Genomic DNA, 18949 nt, shown 5'->3' with positions numbered 1-18949 from the left:
GCACTCACGGGGACGCCGAGGCCGGAAAGAGGGGTCTGCCGTGTGGATACACGGACGCACCCCGCCGACGGCGGCGTACCGGTGACTGGCCCGCCGCGCACTGCCTCCCATCCGGACTTTAACCGTCGGTCCAGGAATTTCACCTGGTCAACCGGCCGCTGGATGCGGACGGGTCGCGGACTGTAACCGCCGGTTCGGAATTGCACCGACCCCGGAGTGCGCTGCTGCTACTGGTACGAGGCCCAGTGTGCCACGGGTGCTCCGAGGCCATGCGAGTGGGCCGCTGTGGCCTGGATCACAGGCGAGCCGTTCTCGACCGGCTCCCGACACCCTCTTCCCGCTTTGGTCCAGACCTATTGACGAGGTGGTCTAGTCCTCTTAATGTCTGCTTCACATTCCCAGGGAGACAGCCCGTCAGATGTGCGCACGTCACGGGCCGATTCGCCTTACCCGTAAGCACCTTGTGTCCCGCACCACCTCCCCTCCCCAGGAGGCACGATGCTGTCCCCCACACGCACGAGAGCGATGCTGCTGGCATCCGGCGCCGCCATCGCCGGCCTGCTCGTCGGCGGGCTCTCGGCCGGCGTCTCGCACGCCGCCGACAACGAGTCCTGTCGACCGGACGGGCTGTACAAGACTCCGAACGTCGACGTCCCCTACTGCGCGGTGTACGACACCGAGGGCCGGGAGAAGATGGGCGCCGACCACCAGCGGCGGGTCATCGGCTACTTCACCGGCTGGCGCACCGGCAAGAACGGCGAACCCGCCTACCTCGCGAACAACATTCCGTGGGGCAAGGTCACCCACCTGAACTACGCCTTCGCCCACGTCGGCAGCGACAACAAGATCTCGGTGGGCGCGGACGGGCCGAACAACCCCGCCACCGGGATGACCTGGCCGGGCGTCGCCGGGGCCGAGATGGACCCGCAGCTCCCCTACCAGGGCCACTTCAACCAGCTGAACAAGTTCAAGAAGCAGTACCCGAACGTGAAGACCCTCGTCTCGGTGGGCGGCTGGGCCGAGACCGGCGGCTACTTCGGCGACGACGGCAACCGGGTCGCCTCCGGCGGCTTCTACTCGATGGCCACCAACGCCGACGGCTCGGTCAACCAGGCCGGCATCAACACCTTCGCGGACTCGACCGTCGCCTTCATCAAGAAGTACGGGTTCAACGGCGTCGACATCGACTACGAGTACCCGACGACGATGAAGGACGCCGGCAACCCGCTGGACTGGCAGCTGGCCAACGCCCGCCGGGCCGGCCTGGTCCAGGGCTACGCCGCCCTGATGAAGACCCTCCGCGAGAAGCTCGACACCGCGGGCGCCGCCGACGGGAAGCACTACCTGCTGACCGTGGCCGCCCCCTCCTCCGGGTACCTGCTGCGCGGCATGGAGACGTTCCAGATGCAGAAGTACCTGGACTACGTCAACATCATGTCCTACGACCTGCACGGCGCATGGAACGAGTACGTCGGCCCCAACGCCTCGCTCTTCGACGACGGCAAGGACGGCGAGCTCGCCGCGGCCGGCGTCTACGGCAGCCAGCAGTACGGCGGCATCGGCTACCTGAACACCGACTGGGCCTACCACTACTTCCGCGGCTCCATGCCGGCCGGCCGGATCAACATCGGCCTGCCCTACTACACCCGCGGGTTCAAGAACGTGCAGGGCGGGACGGACGGCCTGTGGGGCAAGGCCCCGGCGACCAGCTGCCCGGCCGGCGCGGGGCTGACCAAGTGCGGCGACGGCGCGGTCGGCATCGACAACCTGTGGCACGACAAGGACACCAACGGCAACGAGTCCCCGGCGGGCTCGAACCCGATGTGGCACGCCAAGAACCTGGAGAGGGGGGTCGTCGGCGACTACGTCACCAAGTACGGCTTCCCCGCGAACACCACGCTGACCGGCACCTACGCCCGCAAGTACGACTCGACCCTGGTCGCGCCGTGGCTGTGGAACGCGCAGAAGAAGGTCTTCCTGTCCACCGAGGACGAGCAGTCGGTCGCCGCGAAGTCGGACTACGTGATCGACCGGGGCATCGGCGGCACCATGGTGTGGGAGCTCGCGGGCGACTACACCTGGAACGCGGCCAAGGGCCAGTACGAGATGGGCGACACGCTCACCGACGTGATGTACCGGAAGTTCAAGACGGCTTCCCCGTACGGCGCGAAGAAGGCGGGCGCCACGGCGCTGCCCACCCAGGCCGTGGACATCAAGGCGGAGTTCACCGAGTTCAAGCTGGGCGACTCCAACTACCCCCTCACCCCGAAGATCAAGATCACCAACAACACGAACACGGCGCTGCCCGGCGGCACCGAGTTCCAGTTCGACTACTCGACCTCGGCTCCGAACAACGCCTCCGACCAGTCCGGCTTCGGCACGAAGGTGATCAGCAGCGGCCACACCGGCAGCAACATCGGGGGCCTGAAGGGCGACTTCCACCGGGTCTCCCTGAAGCTCCCGGCCTGGCAGTCGCTGGCGCCGGGCACCACGGTCGACCTGGCGTTCAACTACTACCTGCCGGTGTCCACCCCCTCCAACTGGACGGTGAACATCTCCGGCACGACCTACGCCCTGGCCGGCGACCTGGCCCGCGGCACCACCGTGGTCCAGCCGGGCGGCGGCACCCAGCCGCCGACCACCCCGCCGACCACGCCGCCCACCACTCCCCCGACGACCCCGCCGACCACGCCGCCGACGACCCCGCCGGGCGGCACCTGCACCAACCCGGCCTACGCGGCGGGCACGGTCTACAACGGCGGCACCGTCGTCTCGCACAAGGGCCACAACTGGAAGGCGCAGTGGTGGACCCAGAACGAAGAGCCCGGCACCACCGGTGAATGGGGTGTCTGGAAGGACCAGGGAGCCTGCTGAACGCCGTGACCGGCTGACCTGAGATCGGGTGATCCGAGGAGGAGGGCCCGGCAGCCTTGCGCTGCCGGGCCCTCTGGCACGCTCGGACCGTGAACGACGTATTCGAGGAACACCGCGGCCGGATGTTCGGCATCGCCTACCGCATGCTCGGCTCGGCCTCCGAAGCCGAGGACATGGTCCAGGACGCCTGGCTGCGCTGGAGCGCGGACGACCGCAGCGACGTGGAGCACCCGGGCGCCTGGCTCGCCAAGACCGTCACCCACCTCTGCCTCAACCAGCTCACCTCGGCCCGCGTCCGGCGCGAGGAGTACGTCGGCCCCTGGCTGCCGGAGCCGGTGCTCACCGCGGACGGCACGCTCGGGCCGCTGGAGACCGCCGAGCAGCGGGACGGCGTATCGCTGGCCCTGCTGGTACTGCTGGAACAGCTGACTCCGACGGAGCGGGCCGTGTACGTGCTCCGCGAGGCCTTCGCGTACGGCCACCGGGAGATCGCCGGCCTGCTCGACCTGTCGGAGGCCAACTGCCGCCAGCTGTACCGGCGGGCCGCCCAGCGGGTGGCGGCACCGCGGCCCCGCTTCCGGCCGGACCCGGAGCAGTGGCAGGGCCTGGTCCGGAGCTTCCTGGCGGCGGCCCGGGAGGGGGACCTGGCCGGACTGGAACGGCTGCTGGCCGCCGACGCGGTGTACGTGTCGGACGGCGGCGGCGTGGTCAACGCCGCCCGGCGGCCCGTCCTGGGCCGGGAGAAGGTGGCCCGGTTCCTCCTGGGCGCGGTGGAGAAGTTCGTGGCCGGGATCCCCTACACGCTCGTCGAGGTCAACGGCGCGCCCGCGCTGGCCTTCGGGGAGGTCGCCGTCCTGCAGATCGACTTCGAGGACGGGCTGGTCACGGACCTGCGGACCATCGTGAACCCGGAGAAGCTGCAATTCGTACACCGCCAGCTGTCACATTCCGGCGGGCTGCCCGGTCCCGGCTGAGGAACGTACAGCGCCTACGGAAGGCAGACACCCCATGAGCACCATCCTCGTCACCGGCGGAACGGGCACCCTCGGAAGGCTCGTCGTGGAGCGGCTGCGCGGCGCGGGCCACCGGGTCCGCGTCCTGAGCCGCAGCGCGCGCGACTACCCGGTCGACCTGATCGAGGGCACCGGCCTGGACGCGGCGATGGCGGGCGCGGACGTGGTCGTGCACTGTGCCAGCACCCCGAAGGGCGGGGACGACAAGGCGGCGGCCCACCTCATCGAGGCGGCCCGCACGGCCGGGGTCCGGCACCTGGTCTACATCTCGATCGTCGGCGTGGACGAGGTGCCGCTGCCCTACTACCGGGTGAAGTACCGGGTGGAGCGGATGATCGAGGAGTCGGGGCTGGGGTGGACGGTGCTGCGCACCACCCAGTTCCACGACCTGGTGCTCGGCTACTTCCGGGCGATGGCGAAGCTGCCGGTGCTGCTGGTCCCGGCGGGGGTGGCGGACCAGCCGATCGACGTCCAGGAGGTCGCCGACCGGCTGGCCGAGCTGGCGGCGGCGCCGCCGGCCGGGCGGGTGGCGGACATGGGCGGCCCCGAGACGCTCGGGATGACCGACCTGGCGCGGGTCTACCTGAAGGCCGCCGGACGCCGCCGGCCGGTTCTGCCGGTGCGGCTGCCGGGCAAGACGTTCGCGGCCTACCGCCGGGGCGGCCACCTCACTCCCGCGCACGCGGTGGGCAGGGGGACCTTCACGGAGTTCCTGGAGCGCCAGGGCGTCCGCGCCTGACGAGCGGGCCGGGGGAGCGGGCCGTCTCATGCCGCGGGACGGTCCCGGTCCGCCCGGATCAGGCGGCGGGCCCGCCCGCCAGGGCGCGGCGGGCCACCGCCCGCAGCATGGCGCGGCGGATGATCCCGCCGAAGGGCCGGGCCAGCAGGTACCAGTACGGGGCGAACACCCGCCGGGTCGGGGGGTCGAGGGCGACGACCCGGGTCTCGGTGCGCAGCAGGCTGCCGCGCGGGTGGGCCGTGACCCGGAAGTTGATGGCGGCCTTCAGGTGGCCGGGGGTCCTGAACTCGCGGAACTCCTCGGAGTCCTCGAGGGCGATGAACGGCGCCGCGGGCTTCCACCACTGGCCTGCCGCGCCGGACACGGTCTCCTCCCCGGCCGTTTCGGCGAGCGGTACGAACCGGTCGGCCATGGCGTCCCGCAGGGTCCGGGCTCCGGTGCCGCTTCCGGCACCGGAGCCGCCGGCCGGACCGCGGCCGGGAAGGACCGATCCGAGCAGCCGGGTGGGCAGGGTCCGCAGCCCCATCAGCACCGCGGCGACCGGCACGTCCGCCGGCGTCAGCGTCTCCAGGGCCTGCCAGACCGCCCCGGGCGGGGCGGGCACCACCAGGGTGTGCACCTCGCGGAAGTCCCAGTGCCCCAACACCTCGTCGATCAGCATGAGTTCCCCCTCGTCCCGTGCCGTGCCCGGGCCAAGCCTGTCATGCGTCCCGGCGGCTGCTCCGGCCCGGGTCCGGGCCGGGCCGGCCGAACAGCACTTCCTGGGCGGCGTCGCGGGCGGCCAGCCGGGCGCCGGCCAGGACGGCGCCGCCGCCGAGGGCGGTGGCGCGGACCCCGGTCGGAACCGGGGTGAGGGTGTCGAGCCGGCGGGCCACCCGCTCGGCCAGCGCGGGTCCGCCGGCCAGGCCGAGTTCGCCGCCGAGGATGACGCAGCCGGGGTCGAGCACGGCGGCGACCGCGGCCGCGCCGAGCGCGAGCCGTTCGGCCAGGGCGTCGAGGAACGCCTCGCCGCCGTCGGCCGGCGCCGTCCCCTCCGTGGCGGCCGCGACCGCGGTTGCGACCGCGGCGGCCGCGCCGCCCGCGAGGCCGTGGCGGACGGCCAGCTCGGCCACCGCCTCCGCCCCGGCCAGGGCGTGGAACCCGCCCCCGCAGTCCGTGGCGGACGGCAGCCCTGCCGTTCCCGGGACGGGGAGGAAGCCGATCTCGCCGGCGCCGCCGGAGGCGCCGCGGCGCAGCCGCCCGTCCAGCACCACCGCCGCGCCGACCCCGGCGCCCAGCCACAGCAGGACGAAGGAGTCGAGGTCGCGGGCGGCGCCGAGCCGCTGTTCGGCCAGGGCCGCCAGGTTGGTCTCGTTCTCCACCAGGACGCGGGCGGGCAGTTCGCTCTGCAGCAGGGCGACCAGGTCGCGGTGCCAGGACGGCAGGCCGGTGGTGTCGCGGAGTTCGCCGGTGGCGGGCGCGACCAGGCCGGGGGCGCCCACCATCACGGTGTGCAGGGCGTCCGCCCCGGCCGCGCGGGCGGTGCGGCGGAGCACGGCGACCGCGTCCCGGGGGGCGTCCACCGGCAGTGCGGCCTCGGCCAGGGGGCGGCCCAGCAGGTCGGTGACCACCGCGGTCGCGCTGTCCGTGCGTACGTCCAGGGCGGCGAGGAAGGCGCGGCGGGAGACGATGCCGTACAGCTTGGCGTTGGGTCCGCGGCGCTGTTCGCGGGACTCCCCCACGACCTCGATCAGGCCGGCCGTGGCGAGCCGTTCGAGGAGGTCGGCCACGGACGGCCGGGACAGGCCGGTGCCGGCCTTGAGCTGGCTCGCCGTCAGCGGCCCTTCCTCCTGGAGGAGGTTGAGGGCCAACCGGTCGTTGATGGCGCGGGCCGTGCTCGGGGAGGCGGGCGAGAGGGCAGTGGTCACGTGCGCATCCTAGGGAGCCGCGGTCGAACGGAAATCTTATCTATCAGGCAGGGTTCCTGATAGTTTACGGTCATGACCGAGGACACCGACCTCACCCCGGCGCGGCTGCGCCGCGCCCGGATCGCCATCGCCGCCGTCTTCTGCGCCCACGGTGCCGTCACCGGCAGCTTCGCGACCCGGATCCCCTGGATCCAGGAGAACGCGGGACTCGGCGCCGGCACCCTCGGACTGGCCCTGGCCTTCCCCGCCGTCGGCGCCGCGCTCGCCATGCCGCTGGCCGGCCGGATCAACCACCGGTTCGGCGCCCGCGCCGCCCTGCGCGGCCTGCTGGCGATGTGGACGCTCTCCCTGGTCCTGCCGAGCCTGGCCCCGAACCTGCCCGTGCTGTGCGCGGCCCTCCTGGTCTACGGCGCCACCTCCGGGATGTCCGACGTGGCCATGAACGCCCTCGGCGTGGAGACCGAGAACCGGCTCGGCCGGTCGATCATGTCCTCCCTGCACGGCATGTGGAGCGCGGGCGCACTGCTCGGCTCGGCGGCCGGTACGGTCGCCGCGCACGCCGGGGCCGATGCCCGGCTGCACCACCTGGTCGCGGCGCTCGCGCTGACCGCCGCCGGGCTGGCCGTACGCGGAGTGCTGGACCTGCGCAGCGGGCACGGGGAGGAAGCGCCGCCGCATTTCGCGCTGCCGCCGAAGTCGGCCCTGCTGATCGGCGCGATCGGGTTCGCCGCGGTCTTCGCGGAGGGGGCGAGCCTGGACTGGTCTGCGGTCTACCTGCGGGACGTGCTGCACACGGACGCGGGCCTGGCCGCCGCCTCCACCACGGCGTTCGCGCTGACCATGACGGTCGCCCGGCTCGCGGGCGACCGGGTGGTGGACCGGTTCGGCGCGGTGCGCACCGTACGGGCCGGCGGTCTGCTGGCCACGGCCGGCGGCCTGCTCGTCGTACTGGTCCGGCAGCCGGCCGGCGCGCTGGCCGGGTTCGGGCTGATCGGGCTGGGCGTCGCGGTGGTGGTGCCGCTGGCGTTCGCGGCGGCGGCACGCAGCGGGCCGGCTCCGGCGCAGGCCATCGCGGGCGTGGCGACGATCACCTACACCTCGGGGCTGATCGCCCCGTCGGCGATCGGCGCGGTCGCGGACGCGAGTTCGCTGGTGGTGTCGTTCGGGCTGGTCACGCTGCTGGCGTTCGGGCTGGTGGTGGGGGCCGCGGTGCTGCGGCCGAAGACGGGGGCGGGGGCGCCCGTGCCCGCCAATCGGGACGAACCAGCCTCTATCCGGCCGTAACATGTCCTCGGCCGCCCTGCGGCCCTGATCCTTGCACAGAGTTGCAGACACGGCTGGCGGAACGGAGCGAACATGGGCCTCGGCGTGCGCTGGACCCTGCACGGTGACGGTCGGACTCCCGCTCCCGGAGCGGTGGTACGGCCGGACGAGCGGCTGTCCTGGCCGCGGACCGCCGGGCTCGGCGCCCAGCACGTGGTGGCGATGTTCGGCGCGAGCTTCGTGGCGCCGGTGCTGATGGGCCTGGACCCGAACCTGGCCATCATGATGTCCGGCATCGCCACGGTGATCTTCCTGCTCGCCACCCGCGGCCGGATCCCCTCCTACCTTGGCTGCTCCCTGTCCTTCGTGGGCGTGGCGGCGGCGATCCGGGCGAGCGGCGGCGACAGTGCGACCGTCACCGGCGCGGTGTTCGTGGTGGGGGCGGCGCTGTTCCTGTCGGGCCTGGCGGTGCAGCGGTTCGGCGCGCGGATCATCCATGCGGCGATGCCGCCGGTGGTCACGGGCGCGGTGGTGATGCTGATCGGCTTCAACCTGGCGCCGGTGACGGCCTCGACGTACTGGCCGCAGGACCAGTGGACGGCGCTGCTGGTGATGCTGTTCACCGGGCTGGCCGTGGTGTGCCTGCGCGGATTCTGGTCACGGATCGCGATCTTCCTCGGGCTGGTCTTCGGGTACGGGATCTCCTTCGTCTTCGACCGGGTCTTCGGGAAGATCCACTCGACGCTGGGCGGCCCGGAGGCGGTCGACCACTGGCGGCTGGACCTGTCGGGCGTGGCCGAGGCCGACTGGATCGGCCTCCCCTCCTTCCACGCGCCCGCCTTCGAGTGGTCGGCGATCCTGGTCGCCCTGCCCGTGGTGATCGCCCTGATCGCGGAGAACGCCGGACACGTCAAGGCGGTCGGCGAGATGACCGGGGACCCGCTGGACGACAAGCTGGGCACCGCGATCGCGGCGGACGGCGCCGCGTCGATGCTGTCCACCGCGGTGGGCGGACCGCCGAACACCACGTACTCGGAGAACATCGGCGTGATGGCGGCGACCCGGGTGTACTCGACCGCCGCGTACTGGGCGGCGGCCGGCTTCGCGCTGCTGTTCGGCCTGTGCCCGAAGTTCGGCGCGGTCGTCGCGGCCATCCCGGGCGCGGTGCTCGGCGGGATCACCGTGATCCTGTACGGCATGATCGGCCTGCTCGGCGCGCAGATCTGGATCAACGGGCGGGTGGACCTGCGCAATCCGCTGAACCTGGTGCCGGCCGCGGCGGGCATCATCATCGGCGTGGGCGGGGTCAGCCTGAAGATCACCGACAGTTTCGAGCTCGGCGGGATCGCGCTCGGCACGATCGTCGTGATCACCGGCTACCACGCGCTGCGGTTCTTCGCGCCGGCCCATCTCAAGGGTCGGGAGCCGGAGGAGCCGCTGCTGGACTCGGGCACCTCGGCGTACGACGAAGAGGGGCCGGGAGGCGCACGCCCGTAACGGAAACGGCCGTGCGATTCGCCCGAACCGGCGAAGCGCACGGCCAAGCCCTCCCGCCGGCGGGCGCAGGCTGGTTACCTGCCTCCCATGGATGCGGTACTGGCGCGGATGCGCGCCCTGGACCAGCGGCTGCCCGCGCACGACGGCGTCGCGGTGTTCAACCGGGTGTACCTGACGGTGACGGAGACCCTGCACCGCCGGATCGACGGCGGCGGGTTCCCGGAGCCGAGGCGGGCGGAGGGGCTGACGGTACGGTTCGCCGAGTACTACCTCGCGGCGGTGGAGGCCGCCGCCGAGGGGTACCGGACGCCGGCCTGCTGGCGCCCGCTGTTCCAGTACCGCCGGCATCCCGGGATCCGGCCGCTCCAGTACGCGCTGGCCGGGATCAACGCGCACATCGGGCACGACCTGGCGCTGGCGGTGGTCTCCGCCTGCCGGTCCCTGGACTGCTCACCCGCTGCCCTGGAAGGCGACTTCGACCGGGTCGGTGACACGCTGGTCGCGCTGGAGGAACGAATCCGCGAGGAACTGATGCCGGGCCCGGACCTGCTGGAGGTCGCCGACCCGGTGACCCATCTGCTGGGCTCGTGGAGCCTGCAGCGGGCCCGAGACGGGGCGTGGGCCTCGGCCCGTCTGCTGTGGACCCTGCGCCGCACCCCGGACCTGGCGGAGGACGTCACCCGCTCCCTGGACGCCGGCGTCGGCCTGGTGGGCCGATGTCTCCTGACCCCCCTGGGGGTGCCCCGGCCACGGCTGCCGGACCGGCCCGCCCTGGCCTGGCAATGAAAACCGGCCGCTGCCGCGCACGGGGGATGCGACGCGGCAGCGGCCGGTGGTCTGGTGCGGCGCCGGGTCTCAGTCCTCGGGGAGTTCGACCGGGGCGATGTCGTCGTAGCGGTCGCCCGGGCCCGGGTTGGTGGCGTCCGTGGAGCCGCCGAGGTGGTGCATCACGCCCCAGACCGCGTTGAGGGCGGTCTGGACGGCGCCCTCGGCCCAGCCCGCGGTCCAGGAGATGTCGTCGCCGGCGAGGAAGATGCCGCGCTTGTCCTCGGGGAGGCGGTCCTGCATGAAGTGGGTGAACAGGCGCCGCTGGTAGCGGTAGTGGCCGGGCAGGTTGGCCTTGAACGCGCCCATGAAGTAGGGCTCGTTCTCCCAGGACACGGTGACCGGGTTGCCGATGATGTGGCGGCGGATGTCGACCTTGGGGTAGATCTCGCCGAGCGACTTCAGCATGACCTCCATCCGCTCGTTCGCGGACAGCGGCAGCCACTTCAGGCTGTCGTCGCACCACGTGTACGAGAGGCAGATGACGGCCGGCTGGTCGGGGCCGTTGTCCAGGAGGTAGGTGCCGCGGGTCATCCGGTCGGTGAGCGTCATCGACATGACGTCGCGGCCGGTCTCCTCGTCCTTGTCCAGCCAGAACGGCCGGTCCACCGGGATGAAGAGCTTGCTGGACTCCATGTAGTGGGTGCGCTCGATCGCCGTCCAGTGGTCGATCGGGAACAGCGTGTCGTCGCACTCGATCTTGGAGAGCAGCATCCAGGACTGGGCCGTGAAGATCGCGGCCCGGTAGGTGCGGATGTCGCCGGAGGCGTCCGTCACCGTGATGCGGTTGCCCGCCGTACGGTGCAGGCGGGTGACCGCCGGGCGCGGGGTGCCCTCGTGCAGGGAGGACAGCGAGGTGCCCTGCGCCCAGTGGATGATCTTCTCGGGCTCGCGCTCCCACAGGCGCAGCGGCAGCTGCTGGGAGCCGCCGACGATGCCGCGGTGGTGGTCGTCGGCCTCGGTGTAGACGACGCGGAGGATCTCCAGGATGGAGTTCGGGAAGTCGGTGTCCCAGCCGCCGGTGCCGAAGCCGACCTGGCCGAAGATCTCGCGCTTGCGGAAGGACTGGAAGGCCTCGGACTTGCAGAGGAAGCCGTAGAAGGTCTCGTCGTCGAGCTTCTCGACGAGCTTCGCCCAGATCTCGCGGATGCGCGGGACGTCCCGCTCGCGCATCGCGGTGTTCATGTCGGAGAAGTCGGCGCCCTCGTCCAGGCAGGCGTTCCACGCGGCGGCGACGTCGCGGTAGACCTGCGGGAGGTCGGCGATGGTCTCGGCGTAGTGGGTCTCGCCCTTCAGGTCCACGACCGTCGAGGGGGTGGCCTCGGCGAGCGGGTTCGGGAAGGGCTGGGTGACCAGGCCGACGAGGTCGATGTAGTGCTGGAGCGCGGTCGAGGAGGGCGGGAAGCGCATCGCGCCCATCTCGGCGGTCAGGCCCTCGGTGCCGGTGCCCTCGAAGCCGACGGTGCGGAGCCGGCCGCCGATCTGGTCGGCCTCGTAGACGACGGGCTTGAGGCCCATCTTCATGAGCTCGTAGGCGGAGATGATGCCGGAGAGGCCGCCGCCGATGATGGCGACCTCGGTGCCGTGCTCGGTCGCCGGTATCTGGCCCAGGCCCGCGGGGTGGGCGAGGAAGTCGTCGTAGGCGTACGGGAAGTCCGGGCCGAACATGGTGATCGGCGGCTGTCCGTCGCTGTGCGGGACGGCGGTGGTGGGCACCGTGGACGTCATGGGGTACGACTCCTTGCGGGCAGGGCTCAGGGGTGGAGCAGGGGGTGGGGTGGAGCGGGGGTGCAGCGGGGGGGTGGAGCAGGGGCTCAGATCAGGGAGGCGTAGAGCCCGGGGCGGCGGTCGCGCAGGTACGGGTTGGTCTCGCGCGAGGCCTTGAGCAGGTCGGGGTCGGCTTCGCCGAACACCATCTCCTCGCCGCGGCCGGCGCGGGTGCGGGTGGTGCCGTCGGGGCTGGCGAGGCAGCTGAGGCCGACGAACTCGAACTCGCCCTCGGGGCCGGTGCGGTTGACGTACGCGATGTACATCTGGTTCTCGAAGGCCCGCACGGGGACGAGCTGCTCGGCGACGAACTGGAACGGGTGCATCTGGGCGGTCGGCACGAGGAGGAGGTCGGTGCCGGCGAGCGCGTGGGCGCGGACGTTCTCGGGGAACTCCACGTCGTAGCAGATCATGATGCCGATGCGGAGGCCGTTCAGGTCGGCCTGGACGACGGGGGTGTCGCCGGGGGTGAAGGCCTCCTGCTCGAACCCGCCGAAGAGGTGGGTCTTGCGGTAGTTCGCGAGCGGGGTGCCGTCGGCGCCGATGAGCTGGGCGGAGTTGTAGACCGTGTCGCCCTCGCGCTCGGGGTAGCCGTAGAGCACGGCGAGGCCGTGGCGGCGGGCGATCTCGCCGATGGCGCGGGCGGACATGCCGTCCCGGGACTCGGCGAGGGCGGGGATGTCCTGGAGGTCCAGCGCATAGCCGGTGAGGAACATCTCCGGCGCCACGAGGAGCCCGGCCCCCGCCTGTGCGGCGCGCGCGGCGGCCTCGTCGAGCACCTTCAGGTTCTCGGCGACGTCGCCGAGCCGTCCGGAGCTCTGGAGGAGGGCGGTGCGCAGCGGGGGCATGGGCGTACCTCTGTGGCAGGTGGGGTTCAGTGCGGTCCTACGACGGTACGTTTTGCCCCCGCGCCGCAACAAGGCGCCGATGTTGCGCGCCACCGAGCGATTCGTTGCGCGTTTTCGGCCTCTTACGGCGATTCGTTGTGCGTGGGCTGCGGGTCGGTGGTGCTGCGCAGCAGCAGGCTGGCAAATCCCCAGCTCGCACGGTAGCTCCGGAGCCATCCGGTGCGGTGGGCGGTGGCGGTGGCCAGCGCCTCGGCGTGGTCCGGGTGGTCGGGGTGGTCCAGGGCCCAGGCGGCCAGGGACCCGGTCCAGGACCACTCGTACGCGTCGAGTTCCCCGCGGGTGCTGAGGTGACCGTACACCGGGGTCCAGCCGTCCGCCGTGACCTGGTCGAGGGTGGTGGGCAGGTCCGCGAGGTCGCCGAGCATGCCGACGGCCTCGGGGCTGGGTTCGCGCTCCCAGTAGCTGTCGCCGATGAGGACGTGGCCGCCGGGTGCGAGGTGGGTGCGGGCCGCGGCGAGGGTGGGGAGCAGGCCGCCGAAGGCGTGGGTGGCGCCGACGCTGAGGACGAGGTCGAAGGGGTGCGGGGAGGTGAATTCGGCGGCGGGGAGGAGGTGCAGGTCCAGGCGTTCGGCGAGGCCGCGCTCGGCGGCGGCGGTGCGGGCGTGGGCCAGGGCGGGTTCCGCGGTGTCGACGCCCGTGGCGCGGACGCCGGGGCGGTCCTGAAGGGCGCGCAGCAGCCATTCGGCGCCGCCGCAGCCGAGGTCGAGGATGCGCTCGTCCCCGCGGGGCAGGGCGCGGTGCAGGAGGCTGCGTACGGAGTCGTCGTTCAGCGGGGCGGCGACGGGGTGGTGCGTATGGGCGATTCGGGAGATCAGTTCACGGTTCACCGGGGCCAGCATGCCGGGCCGGTGGCACGGCGGCATCCGGTTTTCCCTCCGGACCTCCGCACGGCGCGGGGCTCACGGCGCCCGGCGCCCGGCGGACACCCTAAGCCGGGGCGCCCGAGGTGAAGCGGCGGAGGAGGGGGGAGAGGACCAGGACGGACTTGGTGCGTTCCACGAAGGGCTCGCCCGCGATGCGCTCCAGGACGCGCTCGAAGTGGCGCATGTCGGAGGCGAAGATCTGGACGAGGGCGTCCGCGTCGCCGGTGACGGTCGACGCGGACACCACCTCGGGGTAGCGCTCCAGGCCCCGCCGGATGTCGTCCGGCGAGGTGTTGTGGCGGCAGTAGATCTCGATGAAGCCCTCGGTCTCCCAGCCCATGGCGGCCGGGTCGACCCGGACCGTGAAGCCGGTGATCGCGCCTTCGGCGCGCAGCCTGTCCACTCTCCGCTTGACTGCGGGAGCGGACAGGCCGACCTCGGAGCCGATGTCCGCGTAGGAGCGGCGGGCGTCCTCGGCAAGGGCGTGCACGATGCGTTCGTCGAGATCGTTCAGTCGCACGGGGGGTGAATCACTTCTCTGTCGGTACCTCGGCCGCGGCAGCAGCCAGGCTGGAGCGGCGCATTCCGTAGAAGAAGTAGATCACGAGCCCGACCGCCATCCAGCCACCGAAGGCGATCCACGTCGGCATCGGCAGCTCCCACATCAGGTAGGCGCAGCACACGAAGCCCAGGATCGGGGTGACCGGGAACAGGGCCACCTTGAAGGTGCGCGGCATGTCGGGGCGCTTGAAGCGCAGGATGACCACGGCCACGTTGACCAGGGCGAAGGCGAAGAGGGTGCCGATGCTGGTGGCGTTGGCCAGCTCGCTCAGCGGGATGGTTGCGGCGAGGATGCCGCAGAAGAGGCAGACGATGATCGTGTTGATCCGCGGCGTGCCGGTCTTCTCGTCGACCTTGGCGAAGACCTTGGGGATGAGGCCGTCACGGGACATGGCGAAGAGGATGCGGGTCTGGCCGTAGAGGACGGCGAAGACGACGCTGGCGATGGCGACGACGGCGCCGGCCGCGAGGATGACGCTCCAGAAGCTGTGGCCGGTGACGTCTTCCATGATCTTGGCCAGGGCGGCCTCGCTGCCCTCGAAGTCCTGCCACGGCATGGCGCCGACGGCGACGATCGCGACGAGGCAGTACAGGCCGGTGACGATCAGCAGCGAGAGCATGATCGCGCGGGGAAGGTCCTTCTTGGGGTTCTTCGCCTCCTCGCCGGCCGTGGAGGCGGCGTCGAAGCCGATGTAGGAGAAGAACAGCATGGAGGCGGCGGTACTGATGGCGGTGACGCCGAGCGGGGCCAGCGGGGTGTAGTTGCCGGCCTTGATGCCCATGAAGCCGATCACGCAGAAGAGGACGAGCGTGACGATCTTGACGCCCACCATGATCGAGTTCACCCGGGCGCTCTCCTTGGCGCCGCGCACCAGGAACACCATGCAGAGCAGGACCACGACCAGGGCCGGCAGGTTGATGTACCCGCCCTCGCCGAGCGGGGCGGAGAAGGTCTCGGGGATGGTGTACCCGATGGTGCCGTCGAGCAGCTCGTTGAGGTACTGGCCCCAGCCGACGGCGACCGCCGCAACCGAGACGCCGTACTCCAGGACCAGGCACCAGCCGCAGATCCAGGCGACGAGCTCGCCCATGGTGGCGTAGGAGTAGGAGTACGAGGAGCCGGAGACGGGGATCGTGCCGGCCAGCTCGGCGTAGGACAGGGCCGAGAACAGCGCGGTCAGACCCGCGACGATGAAGGCGATCCAGACGGCCGGGCCGGCGATCGGGGTGGCCTCGCCGAGGACGACGAAGATGCCCGTGCCCAGGGTCGCGCCGATGCTGAGCATCGTCAGCTGCCACATGGTGAGGGAGCGCTTGAGCGCACCGCCCTCGCCCTGTCCGGCCTCGCTGACGAGGCGCTCGACGGGCTTGCGGCGAAGCAGCGGGTGGGCGGGCCGCGAGGTGAGCGGCGGCGCCTGGCCGTGGTCCAGCACGAAGGACTCCTTTGACACTGCGGATCGGGGGGTAAGGCATCGACCGCAGCGAATCCGAAGGAGCAGGCCTGGACAGGCCGGGCAGGGGGGACCGCCGGGGAGGCGGTCGCGCCACTCCACGTACAGCGAGTGAGCCTATGGGCTGGGGGTTCCCGCCCGTAATGCACCATCCTTGCATATTCGCGCACGATCGTTGCACGGATCTGTCCGTGATGGCCGTTTGTTGCGTGCGGATGATCGATCGATGCGTAGTCACCCTCAGCGACCTTTCTTGACACTTCGTCAGATCTGTCGCAGCGTGCCGTGTCATGGACCTGGACGTGCTCTATGAGATCGACGTACCGAGGCCCTGGCCGGGAGCCCATCCGCACGGCCAGCGGGCAGCCGAGCAGCGCGCCTACCGGGAGGCCGTGGAGCAGATCCGGCTGGCCGACCGGATGGGGTTCCGCACGGTGTGGGCGGTGGAGCACCACTTCCGCGAGGGGCGCTCGCACTGCCCGGCCCCCGAGGTGCTGCTCGGCCACCTGGCCGGGCTCACCGAGCGGATCCGGCTCGGCTTCGGGGTGACCCTGACGCCCTTCGGCTTCACCCCGCCGCAGCGCATCGCCGAGAAGGTCGCCACCGTGGACGTCCTCTCCGGCGGGCGGGTGGAGTGGGGCACCGGGCGTTCCACTCCCATGGAGCAGACGGCCTTCGGGGTGGACCGGGAGAAATCCCGGGAGGACTGGCGGGAGGCCATCGGGATCGTCACCGGGATGTGGCGGGAGGAGTACTTCGAGTACGCCTCCGAGCGGTTCCGCTTCCCCCGCCGGATGGTCACCCCCAAACCGGTGCAGGACCCGCACCCGCCGGCCTGGATGGCGGCCACCTCCCCCGGCTCGGCCGAGGTCGCCGGGGCGCACGGACTGGGGCTGCTCTCCTTCTCGATCATGCAGCCGCTGGACGCGATGGCCCGGCAGGTGGCGGCCTACCGGGTGGCCGCCCGGGATCCGCAGCCGCTGACGGACGTGACGACGAACCGGGTCAGCGCCTACACCCTGGTCCACGCCACCCCCGCCGGCACGGCACCCGGGGCCCGCGTGTGGGACTCGGTGGCCTGGTGGTACTCGCACCTGGCGCAGTTCACCCTGGAGTGGGAGCTGCCGCACCTGGCCGCCGAGGAGCGCGAACAGGCCTTCCCGCTGCTCGCCCCGATCCTCGAAGGGCAGGTCCCCGTACGGGAGTTCAGCGACGGGGACATGATCCTCATCGGGGACGCCGAGACCATCGTCGCCAAGGCCAAGCGGTACGCGGACCTCGGCGTGGACCAGCTGATCTGCTACGTGCAGTGGGGCTATCTGGAGCACCGGGAGATCCTGCGGACCCTGGAGATCCTCGGGAAGGAAGTCATCCCCGAGCTCGCCCGGTACGAGCCCCGGAGCGCCGGTTGACCGGGCCGCTGCCCGACACCTCGCCCGTCCCCGACTACGCCGCCCTGCACCGCCTCGACGGCCGCGGCTTCGTCCTGCTCGGCGCCGGGAACGGCATCGGCCGCCAGACCGCCCACGCGCTGGCCGCCGCCGGCGCCCGCGTGCTCTGCGTGGACGTCGACGAGGAGCGGGCCCGGGCGGTGGCCGCCGAGGTGGCGGGGGTTCCGTACGCGGCCGACGTGACGCGGCGGGAGAGCGTACGGGACCTCTTCGACCGCGCCCCCGCGCTGCTGGCCGGGCCGGCCGGCGGAGTCAGTGGGGTCAACAGGGTCAGTGGGGTCAGTGGGGTCAACGGGGTGGTCGACATCGTCGGCATGGCCAGGTACGCGGCCCTCGCCGAGCTCGACGACGCCGTCTGGGACTGGCACTTCGACCTGGTGCTGCGGCACGCCTGGCTGGCCGTCCAGTACGGGGGCGCGGCCCTGGCGGCGGCCGGCGGCGGGCCACTGGTGTTCGTGGCCTCCGTCTCCGGGCTGACCGCCGCCCCGCGGCACGCCGCGTACGGGGCCGCCAAAGCGGGACTCGTCTCACTGGTGCGCTCCGCAGCGGTGGAACTGGGCCCGAGCGGGGTACGGGTGAACGCGGTGGCCCCGGGGGTGGTGTGGACCCCGCGGGTCGCCGCCCTGCTCGGCACCGAAGGGCGGCGGCGCAACGCGGAGAACGCCCCGCTGGGCCGGGTCGCGGAGACCTGGGACATCGCGGCCGCCCTGTACTTCCTGGCCTCGCCGCTGTCGGCGTACGTCACCGGGCAGACGCTGGTGGTCGACGGAGGGGTCGGCGTGAAGTTCCCGTATCCGACGATCGGAGGCGAACAGTGAGCGCTGGCGAGGGGTGGCTGGATCCGGGGCCGTTCCTGCGCGGGGTGGGGTGGCTCGACAAGGGACGCCCGTTCCGGGCCGACCCGGCCGACACCATGCGGCTGCCCTGGGACACCGGGGAGCGGGCCACCCTGCCGATCGGGGTGCGGCTGGAGTTCACCACCGGCCCGGACCGGCCCGCCCAGGCCGTGGAGATCCGCTACCGGGCGGCCGTACCGGGCCCCACCGACGCACTGCGGGACCTCGCGCACGGGTTCGCCCTGTGGAACCGGGAGGGGCTGCTCGGCGAGGTGTTCACCGAACCCGCCGCGGAGGCCGTCGTCCGCATCGAACTCCCGCCCGGCCGCGGCCCGTACACCGTCCACCCGCCCGAGGCGCAGTCCCCGCTGCTGCTCGGGCTGCGCGGGATCGGCGGCCCGCTCGCCCCGGCGCCCGCCGCCCCGCGCTGGGTGGTGCACGGGGACTCCATCACCGAGGGCTGGTGGTCGACCCGGCCCGCGCACTGCTGGCCGGCGGTGGCCGGGCGGGCGCTCGGCTGGGACACCGTCAACCTCGGCTACGCGGGCGCCGCACGCGGCGAACTCGCCACCGCCGAACAGCTCGCGGCGCTGCCCGCCGACGCCCTGACCCTGGCCTTCGGCACCAACTGCTGGTCCCGGGTGCCCCATTCGGTGCCGCTGATGTACGAGACCACCCGGGCCTTCCTCGAACTGGTCCGCCAGGGCCACCCCCGCACCCCGCTGCTGCTCGTCTCCCCCGTGCTGCGGCCCGACGCCGAACGCACCCCGAACCGGCTCGGCGCCACCCTGGGGGCGCTGCGGGACGCGATGGAACGGGCGGTGGGCGACCGCATCTCGGGCGGCGACGAACACCTCGCATTGCTGCCCGGCCGGGACCTGCTGGGTCCCGAGCACCTCGCGGACGGACTGCACCCCAACGACGCGGGTCATGCGCTTCTCGGTCTGGCTGTGGTCACGGCCCTGCGCCGGGCCGGGTTCACCGGAAGGTGAGT

Annotated in this window: 16 protein-coding genes and 1 riboswitch; of the genes, 9 read left to right on the top strand and 7 right to left on the bottom strand. The window is 72.2% G+C overall.

The features are described 5' to 3' along the window. Window positions 1-93 precede the first annotated feature (93 nt). A riboswitch (FMN riboswitch) is annotated at window positions 94-224 on the bottom strand. A gap of 274 nt (window positions 225-498) precedes the next feature. The 3 genes from AB0447_RS19775 (at window position 499) to AB0447_RS19765 (ending at window position 4626) form a co-directional block, all read left to right on the top strand. Further along, window positions 499-2874, top strand: a complete 2376-nt coding sequence (locus AB0447_RS19775; protein ID WP_366477981.1) for a chitinase C-terminal domain-containing protein — start codon at window positions 499-501, stop codon at window positions 2872-2874. Window positions 2875-2963: 89 nt separating this feature from the next. Next, complete coding sequence (locus AB0447_RS19770; RefSeq protein ID WP_366477980.1) at window positions 2964-3848, top strand: RNA polymerase sigma-70 factor; 885 nt, start codon at window positions 2964-2966, stop codon at window positions 3846-3848. A 34-nt stretch (window positions 3849-3882) separates the two neighbouring features. Continuing rightward, entirely contained in the window at window positions 3883-4626 is a 744-nt protein-coding gene (locus AB0447_RS19765) for an NAD(P)H-binding protein (protein WP_366477979.1), read from the top strand. A 58-nt stretch (window positions 4627-4684) separates the two neighbouring features. On the opposite strand, the gene AB0447_RS19760 is transcribed toward AB0447_RS19765, so the two are convergent. Together AB0447_RS19760 and AB0447_RS19755 are read right to left on the bottom strand one after the other, a co-directional pair. Next, a complete protein-coding gene (locus tag AB0447_RS19760; RefSeq protein ID WP_366477978.1) occupies window positions 4685-5287 on the bottom strand; it encodes a hypothetical protein in 603 nt (200 codons plus the stop codon). 40 nt (window positions 5288-5327) lie between these two features. Then, a complete protein-coding gene (locus AB0447_RS19755; RefSeq protein ID WP_366477977.1) occupies window positions 5328-6533 on the bottom strand; it encodes an ROK family transcriptional regulator in 1206 nt (401 codons plus the stop codon). 72 nt (window positions 6534-6605) lie between these two features. On the opposite strand from AB0447_RS19755, the gene AB0447_RS19750 reads away from it, so the two are divergent. The 3 genes from AB0447_RS19750 to AB0447_RS19740 all read left to right on the top strand — a co-directional run bounded on the left by AB0447_RS19750 (window position 6606) and on the right by AB0447_RS19740 (window position 10079). Further along, window positions 6606-7817: an MFS transporter gene (locus AB0447_RS19750; protein ID WP_366477976.1), complete on the top strand. Its 1212-nt coding sequence runs from the start codon at window positions 6606-6608 to the stop codon at window positions 7815-7817. 72 nt (window positions 7818-7889) lie between these two features. Further along, on the top strand, window positions 7890-9293 hold the full coding sequence (locus AB0447_RS19745; protein WP_366477975.1) for a solute carrier family 23 protein: 1404 nt from the start codon (window positions 7890-7892) through the stop codon (window positions 9291-9293). Window positions 9294-9380: 87 nt separating this feature from the next. Continuing rightward, window positions 9381-10079 (top strand): DUF5995 family protein, encoded by a 699-nt coding sequence (locus AB0447_RS19740; RefSeq protein ID WP_366477974.1) that lies wholly within the window; start codon window positions 9381-9383, stop codon window positions 10077-10079. A 69-nt stretch (window positions 10080-10148) separates the two neighbouring features. Here AB0447_RS19740 and AB0447_RS19735 read toward each other — a convergent pair whose 3' ends face one another. From AB0447_RS19735 to AB0447_RS19715, 5 genes are all read right to left on the bottom strand, one after another. Next, the gene (locus tag AB0447_RS19735; RefSeq protein ID WP_366477973.1) at window positions 10149-11846 is read right to left on the bottom strand and encodes an NAD(P)/FAD-dependent oxidoreductase; all 1698 of its coding nucleotides are present in this window, start codon (window positions 11844-11846) and stop codon (window positions 10149-10151) included. An 86-nt stretch (window positions 11847-11932) separates the two neighbouring features. Continuing rightward, a complete protein-coding gene (locus AB0447_RS19730; RefSeq protein ID WP_366477972.1) occupies window positions 11933-12733 on the bottom strand; it encodes a carbon-nitrogen hydrolase family protein in 801 nt (266 codons plus the stop codon). A gap of 122 nt (window positions 12734-12855) precedes the next feature. Continuing rightward, window positions 12856-13620 carry a class I SAM-dependent methyltransferase gene (locus AB0447_RS19725; protein ID WP_366477971.1) on the bottom strand — a complete coding sequence of 255 codons (765 nt, stop codon included), beginning with the start codon at window positions 13618-13620 and terminating at the stop codon, window positions 12856-12858. Window positions 13621-13720: 100 nt separating this feature from the next. Beyond that, complete coding sequence (locus tag AB0447_RS19720; protein WP_030027017.1) at window positions 13721-14176, bottom strand: Lrp/AsnC family transcriptional regulator; 456 nt, start codon at window positions 14174-14176, stop codon at window positions 13721-13723. 10 nt (window positions 14177-14186) lie between these two features. Beyond that, the gene (locus AB0447_RS19715) at window positions 14187-15650 is read right to left on the bottom strand and encodes an amino acid permease (RefSeq protein ID WP_366477970.1); all 1464 of its coding nucleotides are present in this window, start codon (window positions 15648-15650) and stop codon (window positions 14187-14189) included. 308 nt (window positions 15651-15958) lie between these two features. On the opposite strand from AB0447_RS19715, the gene AB0447_RS19710 reads away from it, so the two are divergent. Genes AB0447_RS19710 through AB0447_RS19700 form a run of 3 tightly spaced genes read left to right on the top strand, consistent with a single transcriptional unit; the run spans window position 15959 to window position 18947 of the window. Next, complete coding sequence (locus AB0447_RS19710) at window positions 15959-17080, top strand: LLM class flavin-dependent oxidoreductase (protein WP_366477969.1); 1122 nt, start codon at window positions 15959-15961, stop codon at window positions 17078-17080. Beyond that, window positions 17077-17937: an SDR family oxidoreductase gene (locus AB0447_RS19705; protein WP_366477968.1), complete on the top strand. Its 861-nt coding sequence runs from the start codon at window positions 17077-17079 to the stop codon at window positions 17935-17937. The genes AB0447_RS19710 and AB0447_RS19705 overlap by 4 nt, the downstream gene beginning before the upstream one ends. Then, a complete protein-coding gene (locus AB0447_RS19700) occupies window positions 17934-18947 on the top strand; it encodes a GDSL-type esterase/lipase family protein (protein ID WP_366477967.1) in 1014 nt (337 codons plus the stop codon). The genes AB0447_RS19705 and AB0447_RS19700 overlap by 4 nt, the downstream gene beginning before the upstream one ends. Window positions 18948-18949 lie beyond the last annotated feature (2 nt).

The organism is Streptomyces sp. NPDC051211 (assembly GCF_040689505.1).
Taxonomy (GTDB): domain Bacteria; phylum Actinomycetota; class Actinomycetes; order Streptomycetales; family Streptomycetaceae; genus Streptomyces.
Note: the sequence above shows the minus strand (reverse complement) of the source record. Positions and strands in the feature narration are given on the sequence as shown.

What these genes read in the sequence shown, in the direction of transcription:
- AB0447_RS19765 (WP_366477979.1), top strand. Translation starts at nt 3,883, where the DNA reads ATGAGCACCATCCTCGTCACCGGCGGAACGGGCACCCTCGGAAGGCTC.
- AB0447_RS19730 (WP_366477972.1), bottom strand. Translation starts at nt 12,733, where the DNA reads ATGCCCCCGCTGCGCACCGCCCTCCTCCAGAGCTCCGGACGGCTCGGC.
- AB0447_RS19740 (WP_366477974.1), top strand. Translation starts at nt 9,381, where the DNA reads ATGGATGCGGTACTGGCGCGGATGCGCGCCCTGGACCAGCGGCTGCCC.
- AB0447_RS19750 (WP_366477976.1), top strand. Translation starts at nt 6,606, where the DNA reads ATGACCGAGGACACCGACCTCACCCCGGCGCGGCTGCGCCGCGCCCGG.
- AB0447_RS19745 (WP_366477975.1), top strand. Translation starts at nt 7,890, where the DNA reads ATGGGCCTCGGCGTGCGCTGGACCCTGCACGGTGACGGTCGGACTCCC.
- AB0447_RS19710 (WP_366477969.1), top strand. Translation starts at nt 15,959, where the DNA reads ATGGACCTGGACGTGCTCTATGAGATCGACGTACCGAGGCCCTGGCCG.
- AB0447_RS19735 (WP_366477973.1), bottom strand. Translation starts at nt 11,846, where the DNA reads ATGACGTCCACGGTGCCCACCACCGCCGTCCCGCACAGCGACGGACAG.
- AB0447_RS19775 (WP_366477981.1), top strand. Translation starts at nt 499, where the DNA reads ATGCTGTCCCCCACACGCACGAGAGCGATGCTGCTGGCATCCGGCGCC.
- AB0447_RS19760 (WP_366477978.1), bottom strand. Translation starts at nt 5,287, where the DNA reads ATGCTGATCGACGAGGTGTTGGGGCACTGGGACTTCCGCGAGGTGCAC.